Genomic DNA, 16433 nt, shown 5'->3' with positions numbered 1-16433 from the left:
TCATCGCTGCACGCCACCTCCGAAGAAGCATGCGGGTTCGCCCCCGCATGCTTTTTTGTTTTGCCGCTCCTGCCAAACCGACTCGAAGCTTGCCTATAGGCTACACTATGCTTGCAGGTCCAGTTCGGCCGGAAACGCGCGGCATGGGGGTGGGTGACGCGGTGCGGGTCGGCATGCTACCGTGCGCTTTGGCGCGGGCGGGTGCCGCGGTTGGTTCAATAATGGCGCCCGCCGCGGTCGGGCGCCCGGTACGGTCGGCGCAGTGCGCAGCTTAGAACGAGACAGGGAACGACGTGGGTATCTTCTCCATCTTCAACAAGAAGAAAACTGATCAGCCCGGCGCCAAGGCGGCACCGGACTCGCGCCTGCGCGTCGGCGAACCGTCGCGCCTGGCGCAAGACACCGACGCCGACCGCGCGCGCCAGCGCGAAATCGCCCGCGCCACGGCCGCCAAGATCGATGCGATCGAGTCGGCCATGTCGAACGACATCTTCAACACGCCGGAACCGGCCTGGGGCAGCGGTCCGCGCAAGGTCAAGCCGCCCGTGGCCGATGGCGTCGCGGCCGATACCCTGCCGCTGCTCGAACTGGCCACCACCGAGCTGCTGGCCGACGAAGACTTGCCGGACGCGCCGGTGTCGCCCCAGACCGCCCCCGTCATCGAAGAAATCGCCATCATGTTCGCCAACGACCAGATGGCGGTCACCGAGCACATGCTGCTCGACAGCCTGGCCGAGCTGGGCAAGGACGACCGCACCATCTGGTGGATGCTGTTCGACCTGTACCAGGTGGGCGGGCGCCAGGACGACTTCGACAATATCGCCATCGATTACGCCAGCCAGTTCGAAACCTCGCCGCCCTCGTGGTCGCCGCCGCTGCTGCCGCATGGCATGGAAGAGCCCACCTTTTCCGGCGTCACGCCGACCGAAGTGTTTTCCGGCGTGCTCGATGGCGAAGTGGCCCCGCGCCTGGAACGGCTGCTGCAGCGCGCCGGCGAAAACCCGGTACTGCGCCTCGAATTCGCGCGCATCCAGACCGTCACCCCGGACGGCTGCGCCCTGCTGCTCGAAACCATCAAGCGCCTGCGCGCCAGCGAGCGCGAACTGATCGTGGCCGGCGCCGCCGAACTGGCCGAGCTGGTTCACTCGACCATCGAAATCGGCAAGCGCGACGCCAGCGAAGCGCCGTGGCTGCTGCTGCTGGCGCTGTTCCAGCTGCTCGACCGCGAAAAGGATTTCGAGGAAACGGCGATGGATTACTGCGTCACCTACGAGGTGTCGCCGCCCTCGTTCGAGCCGCCCTCGAAGGTGGCCACCGCGGTCAGCATCCTGCATGCGGCGCCGGCCACCGAACGCTTCATGCTGCCGTCGGTCATCGAAGGCAGCACCGCGGCCCTGTTCGATGCCATCGATGCCTACGCCGCGGCCAGCGAAGAGACGGTGCTGCTCGACTGCTCGCGCCTGGCGCGGGTCGACTATTCGGCCGCCGCCGCCCTCCTCAACCGCCTGCGCCCGATCGCGGCCGGCAAAAAAATCGAGCTGCGCGAATTGAACCATTTGGTCGCCGCACTGTTCAAACTACTGGGCTTCACGGAAGTGGCCAAGCTGTTCCCCCACAAGTACTGACCCTCGCCGGCGCCAGTGCGGGTGCCTGCAGCTATCTTGCAATTTCGTTTAGCATCCCCATTTCTGGGATGCAAGCAGCCGGCCCGGCCCGGGAGTGACCTCCTGGCCTGGCGGCGGCTCATTAACTGAGAGGCAACGATAATGGAACAATTTCACGGCACCACCATCCTGTGCGTACGGCGCGGCAAGCAGGTCGCCATCGGCGGCGATGGCCAGGTCACGCTCGGCAATATCGTCATGAAGGGCACGGCCCGCAAGGTGCGCAAGCTGTACCAGGGCAAGGTGCTGTGCGGCTTTGCCGGCGGCACGGCCGACGCCTTCACCCTGCTCGACCGCTTCGAAGGCAAGCTCGAAAAGCACCAGGGCAACCTGCTGCGCGCCTCGGTGGAACTGGCCAAGGATTGGCGCACCGACCGCGTGCTGCGCCGCCTCGAAGCCATGCTGCTGGTGGCCGACCATGAGTCGACCCTGGTCATCACGGGCAACGGCGACGTGCTCGAACCCGAAGACGGCGTGGGCGCCATCGGTTCCGGCGGCACCTATGCCCAGTCGGCCGCCAAGGCCCTGCAAGAGAACACCGATTTGTCGCCGGCCGAGATCGTGAAAAAATCGCTGACCATCGCCGGCCAGCTATGCATCTACACCAATATGTCGCACATCATCGAAACACTGGATTAAGGGGAAGCACCATGCCAAGCACCATGAATATGACGCCCCGTGAAATCGTTTCGGAACTCGACAAGCACGTGGTCGGCCAGGGCAAGGCCAAGCGCGCGGTCGCCATCGCCCTGCGCAACCGCTGGCGCCGCCAGCAGGTAGCCGAGCCGCTGCGCCACGAGATCACGCCCAAGAACATTCTGATGATCGGGCCCACGGGCGTGGGCAAGACCGAGATCGCGCGGCGCCTGGCCAGGCTGGCCGACGCGCCGTTCATCAAGATCGAAGCGACCAAGTTTACCGAGGTCGGCTACGTGGGACGCGATGTCGACACCATCATCCGCGACCTGATCGACATCGGCATCAAGCAGACGCGCGCGAGCGAAATGAAAAAGGTGCGCCAGCGCGCCGAGGACGCAGCCGAAGACCGCATCATCGACATCCTGGTGCCGCCGGCGCGCGACTTCGGCTTTAACGTCACGCCGCCGCCGCTTGAAACCAAGGAAGGCGAAGGCACGCGCCAGACCTTCCGCAAGCGCTTGCGCGAAGGCGAGCTGGACGACCGCGAAATCGAGCTGGAGCTGGCCGAGGCCGGTCCGCAGATGGAAATCATGGCCCCGCCCGGCATGGAAGAAATGACCGAGCAGATCAAGTCCATGTTTTCCGGCATCGGCGCGGCGCGCAAGAAGCCGCGCAAGATCAAGATCCGCGAAGCGATGAAGATCCTGATCGATGAAGAAGCGGCCAAGCTGGTCAACGACGACGAGTTGAAGCAAAAGGCCATCGCCAACGTCGAGCAGAACGGCATCGTGTTCCTGGACGAGATCGACAAGATCGCCTCGCGCTCCGAAATGGGCGGGGCAGACGTGTCGCGCGCGGGCGTACAGCGCGACCTGCTGCCGCTGGTCGAGGGTACCACGGTCAACACCAAGTACGGCATGATCCGCACCGATCATATTTTGTTCATCGCATCGGGCGCGTTCCACCTGGCTAAGCCGTCGGATCTGATTCCCGAGCTGCAGGGACGTTTTCCGATCCGGGTCGAGCTCGAATCGCTGTCGATTGCCGATTTCGAATGCATTTTGACGAGCACCGATGCCTGCCTGACCAAGCAGTACGAAGCGCTGCTGGCCACCGAAGACGTCAAGGTCGAATTCGCGCCGGGCGGCATCACGCGGCTGGCCGAGATTGCGTTTTCGGTTAACGAGCGCACCGAGAACATCGGCGCCCGCCGCCTGTACACGGTGATGGAAAAGCTGCTCGAGGAAGTCTCGTTCACCGCCAGCGAGACCGGCGGCAGCGTGGTGGCGATCGACGCCGCCTACGTGAACGAGCGTCTGGACAAACTGGCCGACAACGAAGACTTGTCGCGCTACGTGCTGTAAGGAGGGCGCGCAATGGCAAACAAGGCACTGGCGACGCGGCAAAAGATGCGCATCACGGTCAAGCCCACGCAGCAGGTTGCCAAGGTGCGCAATCCGGTGGCCGTGGCAGCCAAGCTGCGCGCCGCCGGGCCGCATGCCAAGGGTCCGGCGCAGGAGCGCCAGGCGGCCAAGCGCGCGCTCAAGAAGGCCAAGCTGGAACCGGAGCCGGATTAACCGGGCGCGCGCTTTAATGCCGTTGCTCCGCCGGTTCTATGGCCGCCAGCGGGCACCTACCCGGTCCCCTATGAATGCACGTTCTTGCGGATATGGCATTTGCTCAAAATGGACGCAAATTCCTTCCACGCGGGATCGGACTGCCCCGCGCATTCCACGTCGTGCGACCTGATCTCGGATTGAATTTTTTCATGGATTGCCGGGACCGCTTGACGATTACCCAGGTAAAAAACCCATTCCTTGAGTATTCCGGTAGTAAACGTCGCCACGTGCAGGGCTGGACCGGCGTCCTTGAGATAAGCATAGATTTTCTGGCCGATCATCTCCACTTCGCTATTTTCCGTCTCGTCCGGCTTACCGCCCGGGTTGGGCTGGTTAAATAATGTGGCGAAATTGAGCCTGATATCGAGTAAGGGATGTGCAGCCCATCGTTCTGCCGCCAGGTTGACCCTGGCCAGCAAGTACTCGGACGGGTTGGAATCGAGACCGCGGTACCAGCTTTCGCCAGTTTCCGCCAAACAGGTGACCGGCAAATATGTCGTTACTTGTTCCATAGCAAAGTCCCTCCGGAAATTCCGCCCTGGATGGGCAGCGAAATGGGCCTGACCGCAATGCACGCCCAAGCTTGCTCGAAGCCGGCACGGTACAGCGCAGCGATGACGGCGTAGCCGTCCTCTCATGATTGTTGAACGAATTCCAGGGGCCGCCAGCGGGCGCCCCGGCGGGCGCCCGCGATCAGGCCATCCTTGTGTGCACCGCCTTGGTGCGCGCCGCCTAGAACTTGTAGGCGGCGCCTAACGTCAATAAATGCACATGCGTGCGTGCCAAGGCGCCAAAACTGGCCCTGAGCAAATCATAGTCGGCGGTCAGCGACAGATGCTTGTCGAGCGCATACGCCATCCCCACTCCGCCCGTCACGCCAGTCGATGCGCTTGAAGCGCCATCGAACTTGCCCGACAGCCGCGTCATCCCTACCCTTGCATGCACCGACACAGCATCGGTCTCGCGCGAACTGATGCGGTACGACAGCCCCGCGCCGCCAAACGAGGCCGCGCCGCGCTGCCCCAGACTCGCCTTGCCGCCGCGGTAGCCCACCAATTCAAGCGAACTGGTCAGCTCGGAACCCTGCCACACGCTGAACGGTGCAAAGTTGAAGCCGGCGAACAGCTTGCCGCTGCCATTGTCCTGCCCCTTGCATTGCCGAGGGCCGCCGCAGTCCGCATTGAACTGCATCCGCCCTGCCCCGCCGCCCGCATAGATCGGGCTGGTGTCGCCGTAACTGGCGCCGCTGGCGGCACCGCTGAACACGGTCAGCAGGAGGGCGGCAAGCAGGGGGGGTTTCGGCATCGGTTCTCTTTCGGGCGTAGACGTTTCTGGTATGACGCCAGTGTCCTGCTTTTCCTCAAAAAGTCCTATCTGCTTGTGCGAAGCATTGAAATTCGGTACATTGAGTATCGGATAACTGTACATTTCGCCATCAAAGGAATCGCATGAGCTCACCTGAGCTGGTCATACAAGTGTTGCGCGCGGAGTTGCGCGCGGCGGGCATCACCTACAAGGCGCTGGCCGCGCGCATCGGCATGAGCGAGTCGAGCGTCAAACGGATGTTCGGCCAGAAAGATATGGCCTTGTCGCGCCTGGCGCAAATCTGCAAGGCGGCCGGGGTGCCGCTCGAAGACGTGCTGCGCCGCGCCGCCGACGCCCGTCCCCAGGCCGATACGCTCACCCCGACCCAGGAAAAGTCGCTGATGGCCAATCCGCGCCTGCTGCTGGTCGCCATCTGCTGCCTGGGCAACTGGACGCTCGACCAGATCATCGAAACCTATCGACTGAGCGAGCCGGAATGCATCGGCCTGATGGTGGAACTGGACCGCCTCGGCCTGATCGAACTCAAGCCCCTGAACCGCTACAGCATGCGCGTGTCGACCACCTTCCGCTGGCTGCCGGACGGGCCGGTGCAGCAGTATTTTCGTGAGCATGTGGTGGAGGATTACTTCCGCGGCCGTTTCGATGGCGCCGGCGAAACGCTGATGTGCCTGCCCGCGCGCCTGTCGCTGGGCAGTTCGCGCGAACTGCTGGTGAAAATCCAGCAGCTGGCGGCCGAACTGGCGCGCCTGCACCAGGCCGACCGCCGCCTGGCCAGCGAGGAGCGCAACGGCGTCACCCTGCTGCTCGGCTTTCAATCGTGGGAGTCGAGCGCCTTCACCGCCCTGCGCCGTACTTAGCCGCGCCTACCAGATCGGCCCGAGAAACAGGTAGGCGGTGCCGGCGCCGTGCACGGTCTTGCCGGCGCCCACATACACCGGCCCGAAGCGCGTATCGACCGACAGGAAGCCGCTGACGGCTTGCTTGAAGGATGCGCCGCTCTGCGCCGCCTCCTGTTGCGAGCGGTCGAAGGCGCCGCCGGCTTCCAGCGAAAAACCGGCGCGCACGGTGCCGCCCAGGGTCACGGGCAAGGCGCCGATGCGGCGCGCCATGACCAGCCGCCCGAAGGCGATGCGGTTGCCCTCGACCGATTCCGGCAGCGAGCCGGACAGGCGCAAGAAGCCGCCCAGGCTGAGCGGCGCGTCACCGCTGCTGGCGATCGCATATTCGCCGTACACGTGGCCGGCCCAGTCGCGCGTGCGGAAGGCGCCCAGGCCGAGCAGGGAAAACTGCGCCATCGCGCCGGCGCCGTCGGCCCCGCTGCCCCAGCCCCTGAGCTGGGAGTCGAGCAGGTAGCCGCGGCTGGGAAAGCCGAGCGAATCGAGCGTGTCGACCCGGTAGCGCAGGTAGTGATAGGTGCTGGCCGCGCGCTCGCCGTTCCCTTGTTCGGGGATCACGGCGCGCGCGCCCAGGTGCTGGCGCACCATGCCGCCCTGCACGTCGCCCCAGGTGCCCAGTTCGCGCCCCACCACGAAGCGCACCGAACGCTGCGAGAAGGCGTAGCGGCTCTGGCGCCGGCCTTCCTTGAACAGGTCGACCGAACTCGAACCGTACTGGGCCTCGGGCGCCACATACCAGGGCGAGCCGGCGCCGAGCGGCTGGTGGAACTGCATGCCGATGCCGCGCTCGTCGCCGATCTGGGCGCTGGTGCGCAATTCGCCGCCCCACGGATTCATGGACGAACGCACGTGCATCACCTTCAGGGCGAAGCGGTTGGCGTCGTCGAAGTCGCTGGCCAGTTCCAGGCCCACGCGCAGGCGGCTGCTGGTCCAGCCCGATTCGGTGGCGCGGATGGCGACGGCGCGCTGGCCGCCCTCATCCTCGATGTCGGTTTCGACCCGCTCCAGGTCGCCGCGTCCGTACAGGCTGTTGGCGGCGCGCCGCACCTGTTCGCGCGTGCGCGTCTGTCCCTGCGCAAGACCGGACTGCACCTGCAGGATTTTCGGGTTGATGCGCCCGCTGCTCTCGACCTTGACCTCGGCCAGCGGCAGCGCCGTGTCCGACAGCGGCGGCGTGGCCAGCCGGTTGTTTTCGAACAGCGCGTACTCGCCGGCCGGCAGCGCCAGCGATGCCAGGCGCTGCGACAGTTCGCGCGCGGCCAGTTCGCCACCCTTGATGGCGCTGTCGATATTGCGAAAATCCAGAAAACTGGTGCCGCTCAGCTCGGGCGAAATGAGCACGTCGGCCGGACCGAGTTCGCGGATCGAGCGCTGCACGTTCTGTTCGGTCAGGATGTTGATCATCTGCTGCGCCACACCGAGCGCGCTGCCGAGGTTTTTCTCGGGCGCCAGCGGGGTGCCGACGTTGACGGCGATGATGATGTCGGCGCCCATCTTGCGCGCCAGGTCGATCGGCAGGTTGCGCACCAGGCCGCCGTCGACCACCAGGCGCTGGTTCACGCGCACCGGCGCGAACACGCCCGGCACGGCGAGCGAGGCGCGCATGGTCAGAAACAGCGGGGTGTCGACCAGGTCGACCAGCTCGCCCGTGACCAGGTCGGAAGCGACCGAGCGAAACGGCAAGCTGAGTTGATTGACGGGGCGGTCGCGCGTGCCGGCCGGCAGCAGGCGCGCCAGGGCAAGTTCGAGCGCGGCATTGCCGGCGGCGGCCGGCGGCAGCGACATGCCGTCGCGGTGCACGCCGAACTCGATGCGGGACGGCAGCAGCACGTCTTCTTCGCGGCGCCGGAATTCGAGGTCTTCGCGCGCCGGGCGGTCGGCCACCACGCGGTCCCAGTCGGTCAGGCGCGCCATCTGTTCCAGGTCGGACACCGAGGAGCCGGCCGCGTAGGCACCGCCGATCACGCTGCCCATGCTGGTGCCGACCACGATGTCGACCGGTACGTGCAGTTCGCGCAGTACGCGCAGCACGCCGATGTGGGCAAAGCCGCGCGCGCCGCCGCCCGAGAGCACCAGCGCCACCTTCGGACGGGCAGGCACCGCGACGCCGGCAGGCGTGGCCGGGGCCACCGACTGGGCCAGCGCCGCGCCGGCGTGCCAGCCCAGGGCGCAGGCCGCGGCCAGGATGCGCAACCGCTTCATGCGCCGCTTATTGGGTTGCGGGCTGGTTGCCGGGGCTGACCATGGTGCGGGTCGGGGCCGGCATTTGCGGCGGCGGCGCCGACGGCGGCGCGTTCTGCGGCGGTTCCGGGCTCAGGCCGGGGGCCTGGGGCGGTTCGGACGGCGGCGGCGGCTGCTGGTTCTGGCTCTGGTTCTGCGCGCCGTTGTCGCTCGGCGGCATCGGCATCGGCGGCGCCATCTCGGCACCGGGTTTGGGGTCGGTGGCCAGCTCGATGCGTTTCTCGACCCCGCCTTCGGACAGGGTGATATAGCGCGGGAACACCGAGGTGACGGTCACGCCCGGGGCGATCTCCTTGCCCACCTTGAGCGCGCGCGGCGGCTGGCCGTCGGACACCAGGATGGCGACGCTGTCGCGCCCGGCCGAGACCACGCCGGTCAGCTGGTAATTGCTGACCACCACGGTGGCGGCCTGGCCGCCGAACAGGGTGGCGGCGGCGTCGGGCGCCGGCACCGGGTCGGGCGCGCTGGCCACGGCCACGATCGGACGCTGCTCGCCCCGGAAGAACTGCATGGCCCAGTACGCGATCGAGGCCGACAGGAAGACCACGGCAATCAGGCTAACAACTATTGGCAAACGCTTCATTACATTCCTTTTTACCGCACCAGCTGATTGATTTCAATAATAGGCATCAGCACCGCGAGCACGATCAGCAGCACCACCACGCCCATGGCCAGGATGAGCACCGGTTCGAGCAGGCCGGCGATGGTCAGCGTGCGCCGCTCCAGGTCCTGCTGCTGCGAATTGGCGGCCCGTTCCAGCATGGCGGGCAGTTCGCCGGTGATCTCGCCGGCGCGGATCATATGGATCAGCATCGGCGGAAAGTGCTTCTGGGCCGACAGCGCGCGCGCCAGGCTGACGCCTTCGCGCACGCTGGCGCTGGCCTGCTCGACCAGTTCCTTCATCGCCACGTTCGACAAGGTGTCGCGGCTGGTATCGAGCGCGCGCAGGATCGGCACGCCCGAGCCGGTGGTAATGGCCAGGGTACTGGCGAAGCGCGCCGTGTTCAGGCTGCGCTCGAATTTGCCGTACACCGGGGCCGTCAGCAGCCAGGTGTGCCACTGGCGCTTGAGCACGGGATTGCGCAGCGCGCGCCGCCACAGCCAGAAGGCCGCCACGAGCAGGATGCCGACGAAGATACCGTAGGCGCGCACGAAATTCGACACCGCCAGCATCATGACGGTCAGCAGCGGCAGCTTTTGCTTGGTGTTGGCGAATACCGAGACGATCTGCGGCACCACGTAGGTGAGCAGGAAGATCACGATCGCGAACGCCACCACGGTGACGATGGCCGGGTAGGTGAACGCCAGGCGCACCTTCTGCACCAGCGCGTTGCGCCGTTCGATGTAGTCGGCCAGGCGCGAGAGCACGCGCGCCAGGTGGCCGATCTGCTCGCCCGAAGCGACCAGCGCCCGGTAGATTTCGGCAAAGTCGCGCGGGTGGCGCGACAGCGCGTCGGAAAACGAGGCGCCGCCCATCACTTCCGAGCGGATCGAGGCTACCAGGTCGCGCACATACGGGCGCTCGGCCTGTTCCAGCAGCGCGGTAAACGCCTGTTCGAGCGGCAGGCCGGCCTCCAGCAAGCTGGCCAGCTGGCGCGTGAACAGCGCCAGTTCGACCTGCGACAGACGCTCGCCGAAGCCGCGGCTTTTCTCCACGCCGGCGGCGTCGAGCTGGGCGGCGATGGCGTCGACCGTGAGCGGGGTCAGGCCCTGCAGGCGCAGGTCGGCGCGCGCCGAACGGGCGCTGTCGGCGTTGACCACGCCCTTGCGGGTGGCGCCGTCGCCATCGACGGCTTCATAACGGAATGCGGGCATCGTGGTCGGCCTAGTCCTTGGTCACGCGCAGCAATTCAGCCTGCGTGGTGGTACCGTTGTCGAGCCAGCGCTGGCCATCTTCGCGCATGGTTTTCATGCCGCTGGCCTGGGCCGCGGTGCGGATCTCGGCTTCGGAAGCGCGGTTGTGGATCTGGGCGCTGATCTTGTCGTTCGTTTCCAGCAGCTCGTACACGCCAACCCGGCCGTGATAGCCGGTCTGGCCGCATTTGTCGCAGCCGACCGCCTTCCACTGCACCGTGCGGCCCTGCGGCGTTTCGACCTCGTCGCGCACCTTGCAGTGCTCGCACAGTTTTCGCACCAGGCGCTGCGCCATCACGCCCAGCAGCGACGACGACAGCAGGAACGGTTCGATCCCCATGTCGAGCAGACGCGTGACCGCCGCCGCCGCATCGTTGGTGTGCAGGGTGGCCAGCACCAGGTGGCCCGTGAGCGAGGCCTGGACCGCGATCTGCGCCGTTTCCAGATCGCGGATCTCGCCGATCATGATCACGTCCGGATCCTGGCGCAGGATCGCGCGCAGGGCCTTGGAAAAACTCATGTCGATGCGGGCGTTGACCTGGGTCTGGCCGACGCCGATCAGGTCGTACTCGATCGGGTCTTCCACGGTCAGGATGTTGGTGGTCGACGCGTTCAGGCGCGTCAAAGCCGCGTACAGCGTGGTGGTCTTGCCGGAACCGGTCGGCCCGGTGACCAGCACGATGCCGTGCGGCTGGTTGATCAGTTCATCGAACTGCGGCAGCAGGGCGGCGTTCATGCCCAGGTGCGACAGGTCGAGGCGGCCGGCTTCCTTGTCGAGCAAACGCAATACAGCGCGCTCGCCATGGCCGGTCGGCAGGGTCGAGACGCGCACGTCGACCGGTTTGCCGCCCACGCGCAGGGTGATGCGGCCATCCTGCGGCAAGCGCTTTTCGGCGATGTCGAGCTGCGCCATGATCTTGATACGCGAGATCAGCGAGGCGTGGATGGCCTTGCGCGGACGGACTACGTCGCGCAGGGAGCCGTCGATGCGAAAGCGCACCACGGAGGTTTGCTCGAACGGCTCGATGTGGATGTCGGAAGCGCCTTCGCGCAGCGATTGCGTGAGCAGCGCGTTGATCATGCGGATCACCGGCGCGTCGTCGGACGATTCGAGCAAGTCTTCGATGGCCGGCACGTCCTGCAGCAGCTTGGTCAGATCGAGGTCGGCATCGAATTCGTCGGCCACCTGCGAGGCGTCGCCGCCGGCGCCGGCGTAGGCGCTGGCAATGGCCGCCTCCAGGTCGGCGCGGTCCATCGAGCGCAGCGCGATGCGCCCGAAACGGCGCGACACTTCGGCGATCGCCGCCGGCGCGGTGGCGCCCGAGACCCACACTTCGATCGGATGCTCGCCGTTGTCGGGCGAGCGCGCCAGCACGCCGAAGTCGCGCGCGAAAGCGTAAGGTAAAAGATTGCTCATCGCTCTGTCATCACTTGGTCGCAGGTGCCGGCTTGGCCGGACGGTACATATTCACGTCGGCCGGGTTGATCGTGGCCGGTGCGCTCAAGGGACGCTCGGTCGTGCTGCCCGGGGCCGGGGCTGGCGTGGCGGGCGCTGGAACCGGGCGCGGCGGCACTGGCGCCATGGCGCCGCCCGGCGGCGGCTGGCCGTTGCTGAGCGGCGGCAGCACCGGGGTGCCGTAATCGGGCATCACGATGCTGTCCTTCGGTCCGCCCGTGGCCTGGCCGGCCGAGCGCATGAAGTCGTAGCGATCGGTGGCGATGGCGTTGCTGTCTTCCTTGCTGCGCACGATCACCGGGCGCAGGAACACCATCAGGTTGGTCTTGTTGCGCTTGCGGCTGCGGTATTTGAACAGGTTGCCGAGCACGGGAATGTCGGCCAGGCCGCGCACGCGATCTTCGCCGTCCCTCGTATCGTCCTTGATCAGGCCGCCGAGCACGATGATCTGGCCATCGTCGGCGATCACATTGTTTTCGATGATGCGCACGTTGGTGATCACGCCCGAGGCCGAGTTGCTTGCCACGTCCGAGGTCTCGTGGTAAATCGCCATCTTGATGGTGCCGCCTTCGGAAATCTGCGGGCGCACCTTGAGCGTGAGGCCCACGTCCTTGCGTTCGATGGTCTGGAACGGGTTGCCGCCGGCGGCGCCACCGGTGTTGGTGGTGAAGCTGCCGGTGATGATCGGCACGTTCTGGCCGACCTTGATGGTCGACAGTTCATTGTCGAGCGTGAGCATGTTCGGGGTCGACAGGATGTTGGCGTTGCCCGTGTTTTGCATCGCATGGGCGAGCGCGCCGAGGCCAAGTTCGCCCGCGACCTGTTTGAACAGGCCGATGGTCAGCCCGGCGCCCGGCGTGGCGGCAACTCCCTTGCTGGCCAGCGCCAGCAGGTTGTTATCGCGGGCTACATCGACCGAATGCTGGATCGCGCCGACCCGGTACTTGCTACCCTCGTTGCCCGACAGGCCGAGCCACTGCACGCCGAATTCGGCCGCGTTATCGGCACTGACTTCGACGATCAGGGATTCGATGTAGACCTGGGCGCGGCGCACGTCGAGCTGGTCGATGACGGCGCGCAGGTTGCGGTAGACCGCGTCCGGCGCGGTGATGATCAGGGTGTTGGTGGAAGCGTCGGCCTGGATGAAACCGGCCCCGCTGCCGCCGCTGCCGCCGCTGGTCTGGCTCTGCTGGGCCATGCTGTTGCCGGCGCCGCTGTTCTGGTTGTTGTTGCCGCCGCTCTGGTTGTTGCCGGAGGCGCCGCCGCCGCTGGCCACGCTGCCGCCGGTGGTGCCCTGCTGCTGCTGGCCCAGGGCCGAGGAATCGGACGAGACCACCGCGCGCAAGGTCTGCGCCAGCTTGGTGGCGTCGGCGTTTTTCAGGTACACGACGTGGACGTTGCCGGCCTGCGAAGTCGGCTGGTCCAGCTTGGCGATCAGCGACTTGGCCAGGTTGGCGCGCGCCGGCGATGGCGCGCGCAGCACCACCGCGTTGGTGCGCGGATCGGCCACCACCGAAATGCGGCCCGAATCGCCGCCGGCGCTCGGTTCCATCAGCTTGTTGACCATGGTCGCCAGGTCCGAGGCGATCGCGTGGCGCACGGGAATGACGTCGAGGTCGGCCGCCACCGGGGCGTCGAGCGCGGCGACGATCTTGGCCAGGCGGCGCAGGTTGTCGGCGTAATCGGTGATGACCAGACTGTTATTGCCCGGGTTGGCCATGATCGAATTGTTCGGCGAAATGAGCGGACGCAGCACCGCGGTCAGGTTGGCCGCCGATTCGTGGCTCAGATGGAAAATCTGGGTGGCGATCTGGTCGCCCTTGACGCCCGACCCGCCCACCCCGACCTGGGTCGGCGACGATTGCAGCTTCGCTTCCGCTTCCGGCACCACCTTGGCGAAACCGTCGCCGGTGACCACCGCGTAGCCCTGCAGGCGCAGCGCCGAGGTCAGCAGGCCAAAGGCCTGGGCCTTGGTGACCGGCTTTTCCGACGTCACGGTCAGCGTGCCCTTGACGCGCGGATCGATAATGAAGGTCATGCCGGTGTAATGGCCCACCGCCTTGATGACCGATTCGATGTCGGCGCCGACGAAATTGAGGGCGGCCGGAACGTCCGCGGCGGCCAGCGCGGGGCTTGGCGCCCCCGCGACCGCGCAGCACAGCAGGACGCCGGCGGCAATGCGGCGCAACGCCGGGGAAGTGGAAGTGCTCAGTGACTGTTTTTTCATCATTTAAACTCTAAGGCGATAGTTTTCTTGCCGTCAACCATTCGGCGCTGGCCCAGTAAATTCAGGAGATTGCCCAGCGTTTCTTCATATCCATCGGCGGCCTGTGCCGTGCCGGAAAACTGGAAGCGGCCCTGGTTCAGGCTGCCCTTTCCCGCCAACAACAAGGCACCGCGTTCCGTCTTCAAATTCACGTTTGCCTGCTGCCCCTGCCAATCCATGGTCATCTTATAGGTGCCCAGCACCTTGATCGGCGCCATGCGCGAGCCCATGTCATTCAATTCCAGGGTCGTCACCCCGTCCACCGCCACCCCGCGTCCATCCGGCGCGCGCGCCAGGCCCAGGGTGGTCCAGGACAGGCGCATGTCGCCCGTGAGCGCCAGCGTGTTGAGCGGCGCGCCCAGACCGGCCAGGCCTCCCGCCGGCAGCAGCAGCGCCGACGGACTGACCTGCCATTGCGACCAGCTGCCGGTCAATGTCACCGGCTGGGTCAGCGCCAGCGGATTGGCCAGGGTCATGTCGACCTGGCCGATCAGCGCCAGCGGCGACAAGGTCCAGGCGAAGCGCCCCGGCAGCAGCGGCGTGACCGCCCCGCCCGGCCCGGCCGCCCCGCCAATAAAGGCTGAGCCGCGCCAAAGCGTACCCTGCGCATCCCCCAGAGTCAAACGTCCGCCGGTCTGGCGTTCGACCACGTCGCCCAGCCACGAGGCCGGCGCGAACGCCAGCACGGTGAGGGCCACGGCCAGCACGATCGCGCCTAACCATAGCACGGCGCGCATCATCGCGAACTCGCATCCGTGTTCTGGCGCAAGGTGACCGTGGCGTCGACCTGGCCGGCCGGGGTCGAGGCCGTGATGGCCGCTTCCAGCACGCTGATGCGGTTTTCCAGGCGCTGCGCTTCAAGCCAGGCGAACAGATTGGAAAAAGCGACGCCGGACACCTGCAGCTTGGCGTACTCGCCGGTCATGCTGAGCGACTCGGGCTTGATGCCGCGCGCCGTCAGGCTGGCCGAGAGCGTCTCGCGCGACATGGGTGTTACTTGCGGCGGCGTCTGGCCGGACAGCTCGGCGGCGGTCTTGGCCAGCGCTTCGAGCTGGGCCTTCTGCTGCTTGAGCTGCGGCAGTTCGGCGCGCAGCCGGGCGCTGCCTTCCAGCGCGGGCGCCAGGAACAGCGCGTACACCAGCAGCAGCGCCGCCAGGGCGCCGCCGATGCCGAGGAATTTGCGCTCCTGCTCGGTGCGCGCCATCCAGTACAGCGCCATCTGGTCCTTGAGCCGGCTCACGGCGGTGAAGGCGCTCATGGCTTGGCTCCCGCGGTGCGCAGCAGCAAGGTGTTGGCGGCGATATCGCTGACGTCGAGCTTGTGCTTCGCCAAGCCCGGCTTGAGCGTGCCGGCCAGGGCCGGATCGGCGCCTTCGGGCTTGAGCTTGATGGTGGTGGTGCGCTCGCGGAAGGTGAGCGCGGCCAGTTCGGGCGGCTTGCCCAAGGTGCGCACCGCTTCGCCCAGGGCGGCGGCCTGGAACGTGAATTCGTCGGGCCCGACCTGGCCCGAGGCGCCCCTGGCCTGGGCGATTTTCTGGCTCATCTGGCGTTCGAGGTTGTTACTGATGACCGTCTCCTTCGGATAGGCGGCGCGGAAGATCTGCACCATGGCCTGGCGCGTGTTGTCGGCTTCGCGCTTGAGGCGCAGCCATTCGTAATTGAGGCCGGCCAGGTTGACCACCACGGCCAGCAGGGCCAGGCGCACCGGCCACTTCCAGCGCTGCCAGTCGCGCGCCTTGGCGCCGGCCGAGCCCAGGCCAGGAACCAGGTCCAGGCTGGTGCTTTTCGAGCCGGCGATCCAGTGCGCCCAGTGCTCGGCTTCGAGCGTGACGGCGGGACCGGCTTCGGCGCACAGGGCCTGGTACTCGCCCAGTTGCTCCTGCGGCACGTACAGGGTCAGCGGGGTGTCGCCGGCCAGCGCGCGCACCGTTTGCAAGGCCATGGCCGGTTCGCCGGCGATTGCCAGCCCCAGGCCGTGATATTGGCCGTGGCGGATGGTGATGCCGCCGCTATCGATGGCGGCCGAGGCATTGCCCGGCGCCAGCGGCAGGCATAGCTGGGCGGGAAAGGCGGCCACCGCGCGCGCACCCTGGGCCAGCACCGAGCGCACCAGCGCTTCGAGCCAGGCGCGCTGGGCCACGGCGATGGCGCGCAAGCCATCCGCGCCCGCGGCCGGGGCGGCCACCAGCACGCATTCCTCGGGGTCGCCCAGCACCTGTTCTTCGACCAGGTTGGGGAGCGCGGCGCGCAGGCGGGCCGCCGACAGCGGCGGCACCTTGACGTGCAACAAGGTGACGTCGGCCGCGGCCAGCAGCAGCACCACGCGCCGGCTGGAAGCGATCAATTCGCCCATGCCCTTGAGCACGCCATCGCCCTGCTGGATCAGCGCGCCACCGTCGGCGACCAGCGCGAAGCGGGCCAGGGCCCCTTCGCTGTCCGCCCTGGCCGGATGCCGGATATATAAAGTAGTCAA

General features: G+C 66.7%; 15 protein-coding genes. 5 read left to right on the top strand and 10 right to left on the bottom strand.

Features of this window, described 5'->3' with window-relative positions:
- Window positions 1–293 precede the first annotated feature (293 nt).
- The 4 genes from CR152_RS03440 (at window position 294) to CR152_RS03425 (ending at window position 3880) form a co-directional block, all read left to right on the top strand.
- On the top strand, window positions 294–1625 hold the full coding sequence (locus tag CR152_RS03440) for an STAS domain-containing protein (RefSeq protein ID WP_099873692.1): 1332 nt from the start codon (window positions 294–296) through the stop codon (window positions 1623–1625).
- Between the two features lie 141 nt (window positions 1626–1766).
- On the top strand, window positions 1767–2303 hold the full coding sequence (gene hslV / locus CR152_RS03435; RefSeq protein ID WP_099873691.1) for an ATP-dependent protease subunit HslV: 537 nt from the start codon (window positions 1767–1769) through the stop codon (window positions 2301–2303).
- A gap of 23 nt (window positions 2304–2326) precedes the next feature.
- Window positions 2327–3667, top strand: a complete 1341-nt coding sequence (hslU, locus tag CR152_RS03430) for an ATP-dependent protease ATPase subunit HslU (RefSeq protein ID WP_208640244.1) — start codon at window positions 2327–2329, stop codon at window positions 3665–3667.
- A 12-nt stretch (window positions 3668–3679) separates the two neighbouring features.
- Complete coding sequence (locus CR152_RS03425) at window positions 3680–3880, top strand: hypothetical protein (RefSeq protein WP_054265693.1); 201 nt, start codon at window positions 3680–3682, stop codon at window positions 3878–3880.
- A gap of 68 nt (window positions 3881–3948) precedes the next feature.
- On the opposite strand, the gene CR152_RS03420 is transcribed toward CR152_RS03425, so the two are convergent.
- On the bottom strand, window positions 3949–4434 hold the full coding sequence (locus tag CR152_RS03420; RefSeq protein WP_157778311.1) for a DUF695 domain-containing protein: 486 nt from the start codon (window positions 4432–4434) through the stop codon (window positions 3949–3951).
- 220 nt (window positions 4435–4654) lie between these two features.
- Window positions 4655–5227: an outer membrane beta-barrel protein gene (locus CR152_RS03415; protein WP_157778310.1), complete on the bottom strand. Its 573-nt coding sequence runs from the start codon at window positions 5225–5227 to the stop codon at window positions 4655–4657.
- Between the two features lie 143 nt (window positions 5228–5370).
- On the opposite strand from CR152_RS03415, the gene CR152_RS03410 reads away from it, so the two are divergent.
- Window positions 5371–6105 carry a helix-turn-helix domain-containing protein gene (locus tag CR152_RS03410; protein ID WP_099873687.1) on the top strand — a complete coding sequence of 245 codons (735 nt, stop codon included), beginning with the start codon at window positions 5371–5373 and terminating at the stop codon, window positions 6103–6105.
- A gap of 6 nt (window positions 6106–6111) precedes the next feature.
- On the opposite strand, the gene CR152_RS03405 is transcribed toward CR152_RS03410, so the two are convergent.
- From CR152_RS03405 to gspL, 8 genes are read right to left on the bottom strand one after another with little or no spacing between them, the layout of a single operon-like run.
- On the bottom strand, window positions 6112–8346 hold the full coding sequence (locus CR152_RS03405; protein ID WP_099873686.1) for a patatin-like phospholipase family protein: 2235 nt from the start codon (window positions 8344–8346) through the stop codon (window positions 6112–6114).
- 7 nt (window positions 8347–8353) lie between these two features.
- Complete coding sequence (locus CR152_RS34620) at window positions 8354–8968, bottom strand: type II secretion system protein N (RefSeq protein WP_157778309.1); 615 nt, start codon at window positions 8966–8968, stop codon at window positions 8354–8356.
- A gap of 11 nt (window positions 8969–8979) precedes the next feature.
- Window positions 8980–10200, bottom strand: a complete 1221-nt coding sequence (gene gspF / locus CR152_RS03395; protein ID WP_099873684.1) for a type II secretion system inner membrane protein GspF — start codon at window positions 10198–10200, stop codon at window positions 8980–8982.
- A gap of 10 nt (window positions 10201–10210) precedes the next feature.
- Complete coding sequence (gene gspE / locus CR152_RS03390) at window positions 10211–11656, bottom strand: type II secretion system ATPase GspE (RefSeq protein ID WP_099873683.1); 1446 nt, start codon at window positions 11654–11656, stop codon at window positions 10211–10213.
- Between the two features lie 10 nt (window positions 11657–11666).
- A complete protein-coding gene (gene gspD, locus CR152_RS03385; protein WP_099873682.1) occupies window positions 11667–13922 on the bottom strand; it encodes a type II secretion system secretin GspD in 2256 nt (751 codons plus the stop codon).
- Window positions 13922–14701, bottom strand: coding sequence for a type II secretion system protein N (gene gspN, locus CR152_RS03380; protein WP_099873681.1), 780 nt, complete (start codon window positions 14699–14701; stop codon window positions 13922–13924). Before gspN ends, gspD begins: the two co-directional genes overlap by 1 nt.
- Entirely contained in the window at window positions 14698–15219 is a 522-nt protein-coding gene (locus tag CR152_RS03375) for a type II secretion system protein M (RefSeq protein ID WP_099873680.1), read from the bottom strand. Before CR152_RS03375 ends, gspN begins: the two co-directional genes overlap by 4 nt.
- Complete coding sequence (gene gspL / locus CR152_RS03370) at window positions 15216–16433, bottom strand: type II secretion system protein GspL (protein ID WP_099873679.1); 1218 nt, start codon at window positions 16431–16433, stop codon at window positions 15216–15218. The genes CR152_RS03375 and gspL overlap by 4 nt, the downstream gene beginning before the upstream one ends.

Source organism: Massilia violaceinigra (assembly GCF_002752675.1).
Lineage (GTDB): Bacteria > Pseudomonadota > Gammaproteobacteria > Burkholderiales > Burkholderiaceae_D > Telluria_A > Telluria_A violaceinigra.
The sequence above is the reverse complement of the archived record's forward strand: the minus strand, read 5'-3'. Positions and strand labels throughout refer to the sequence as shown.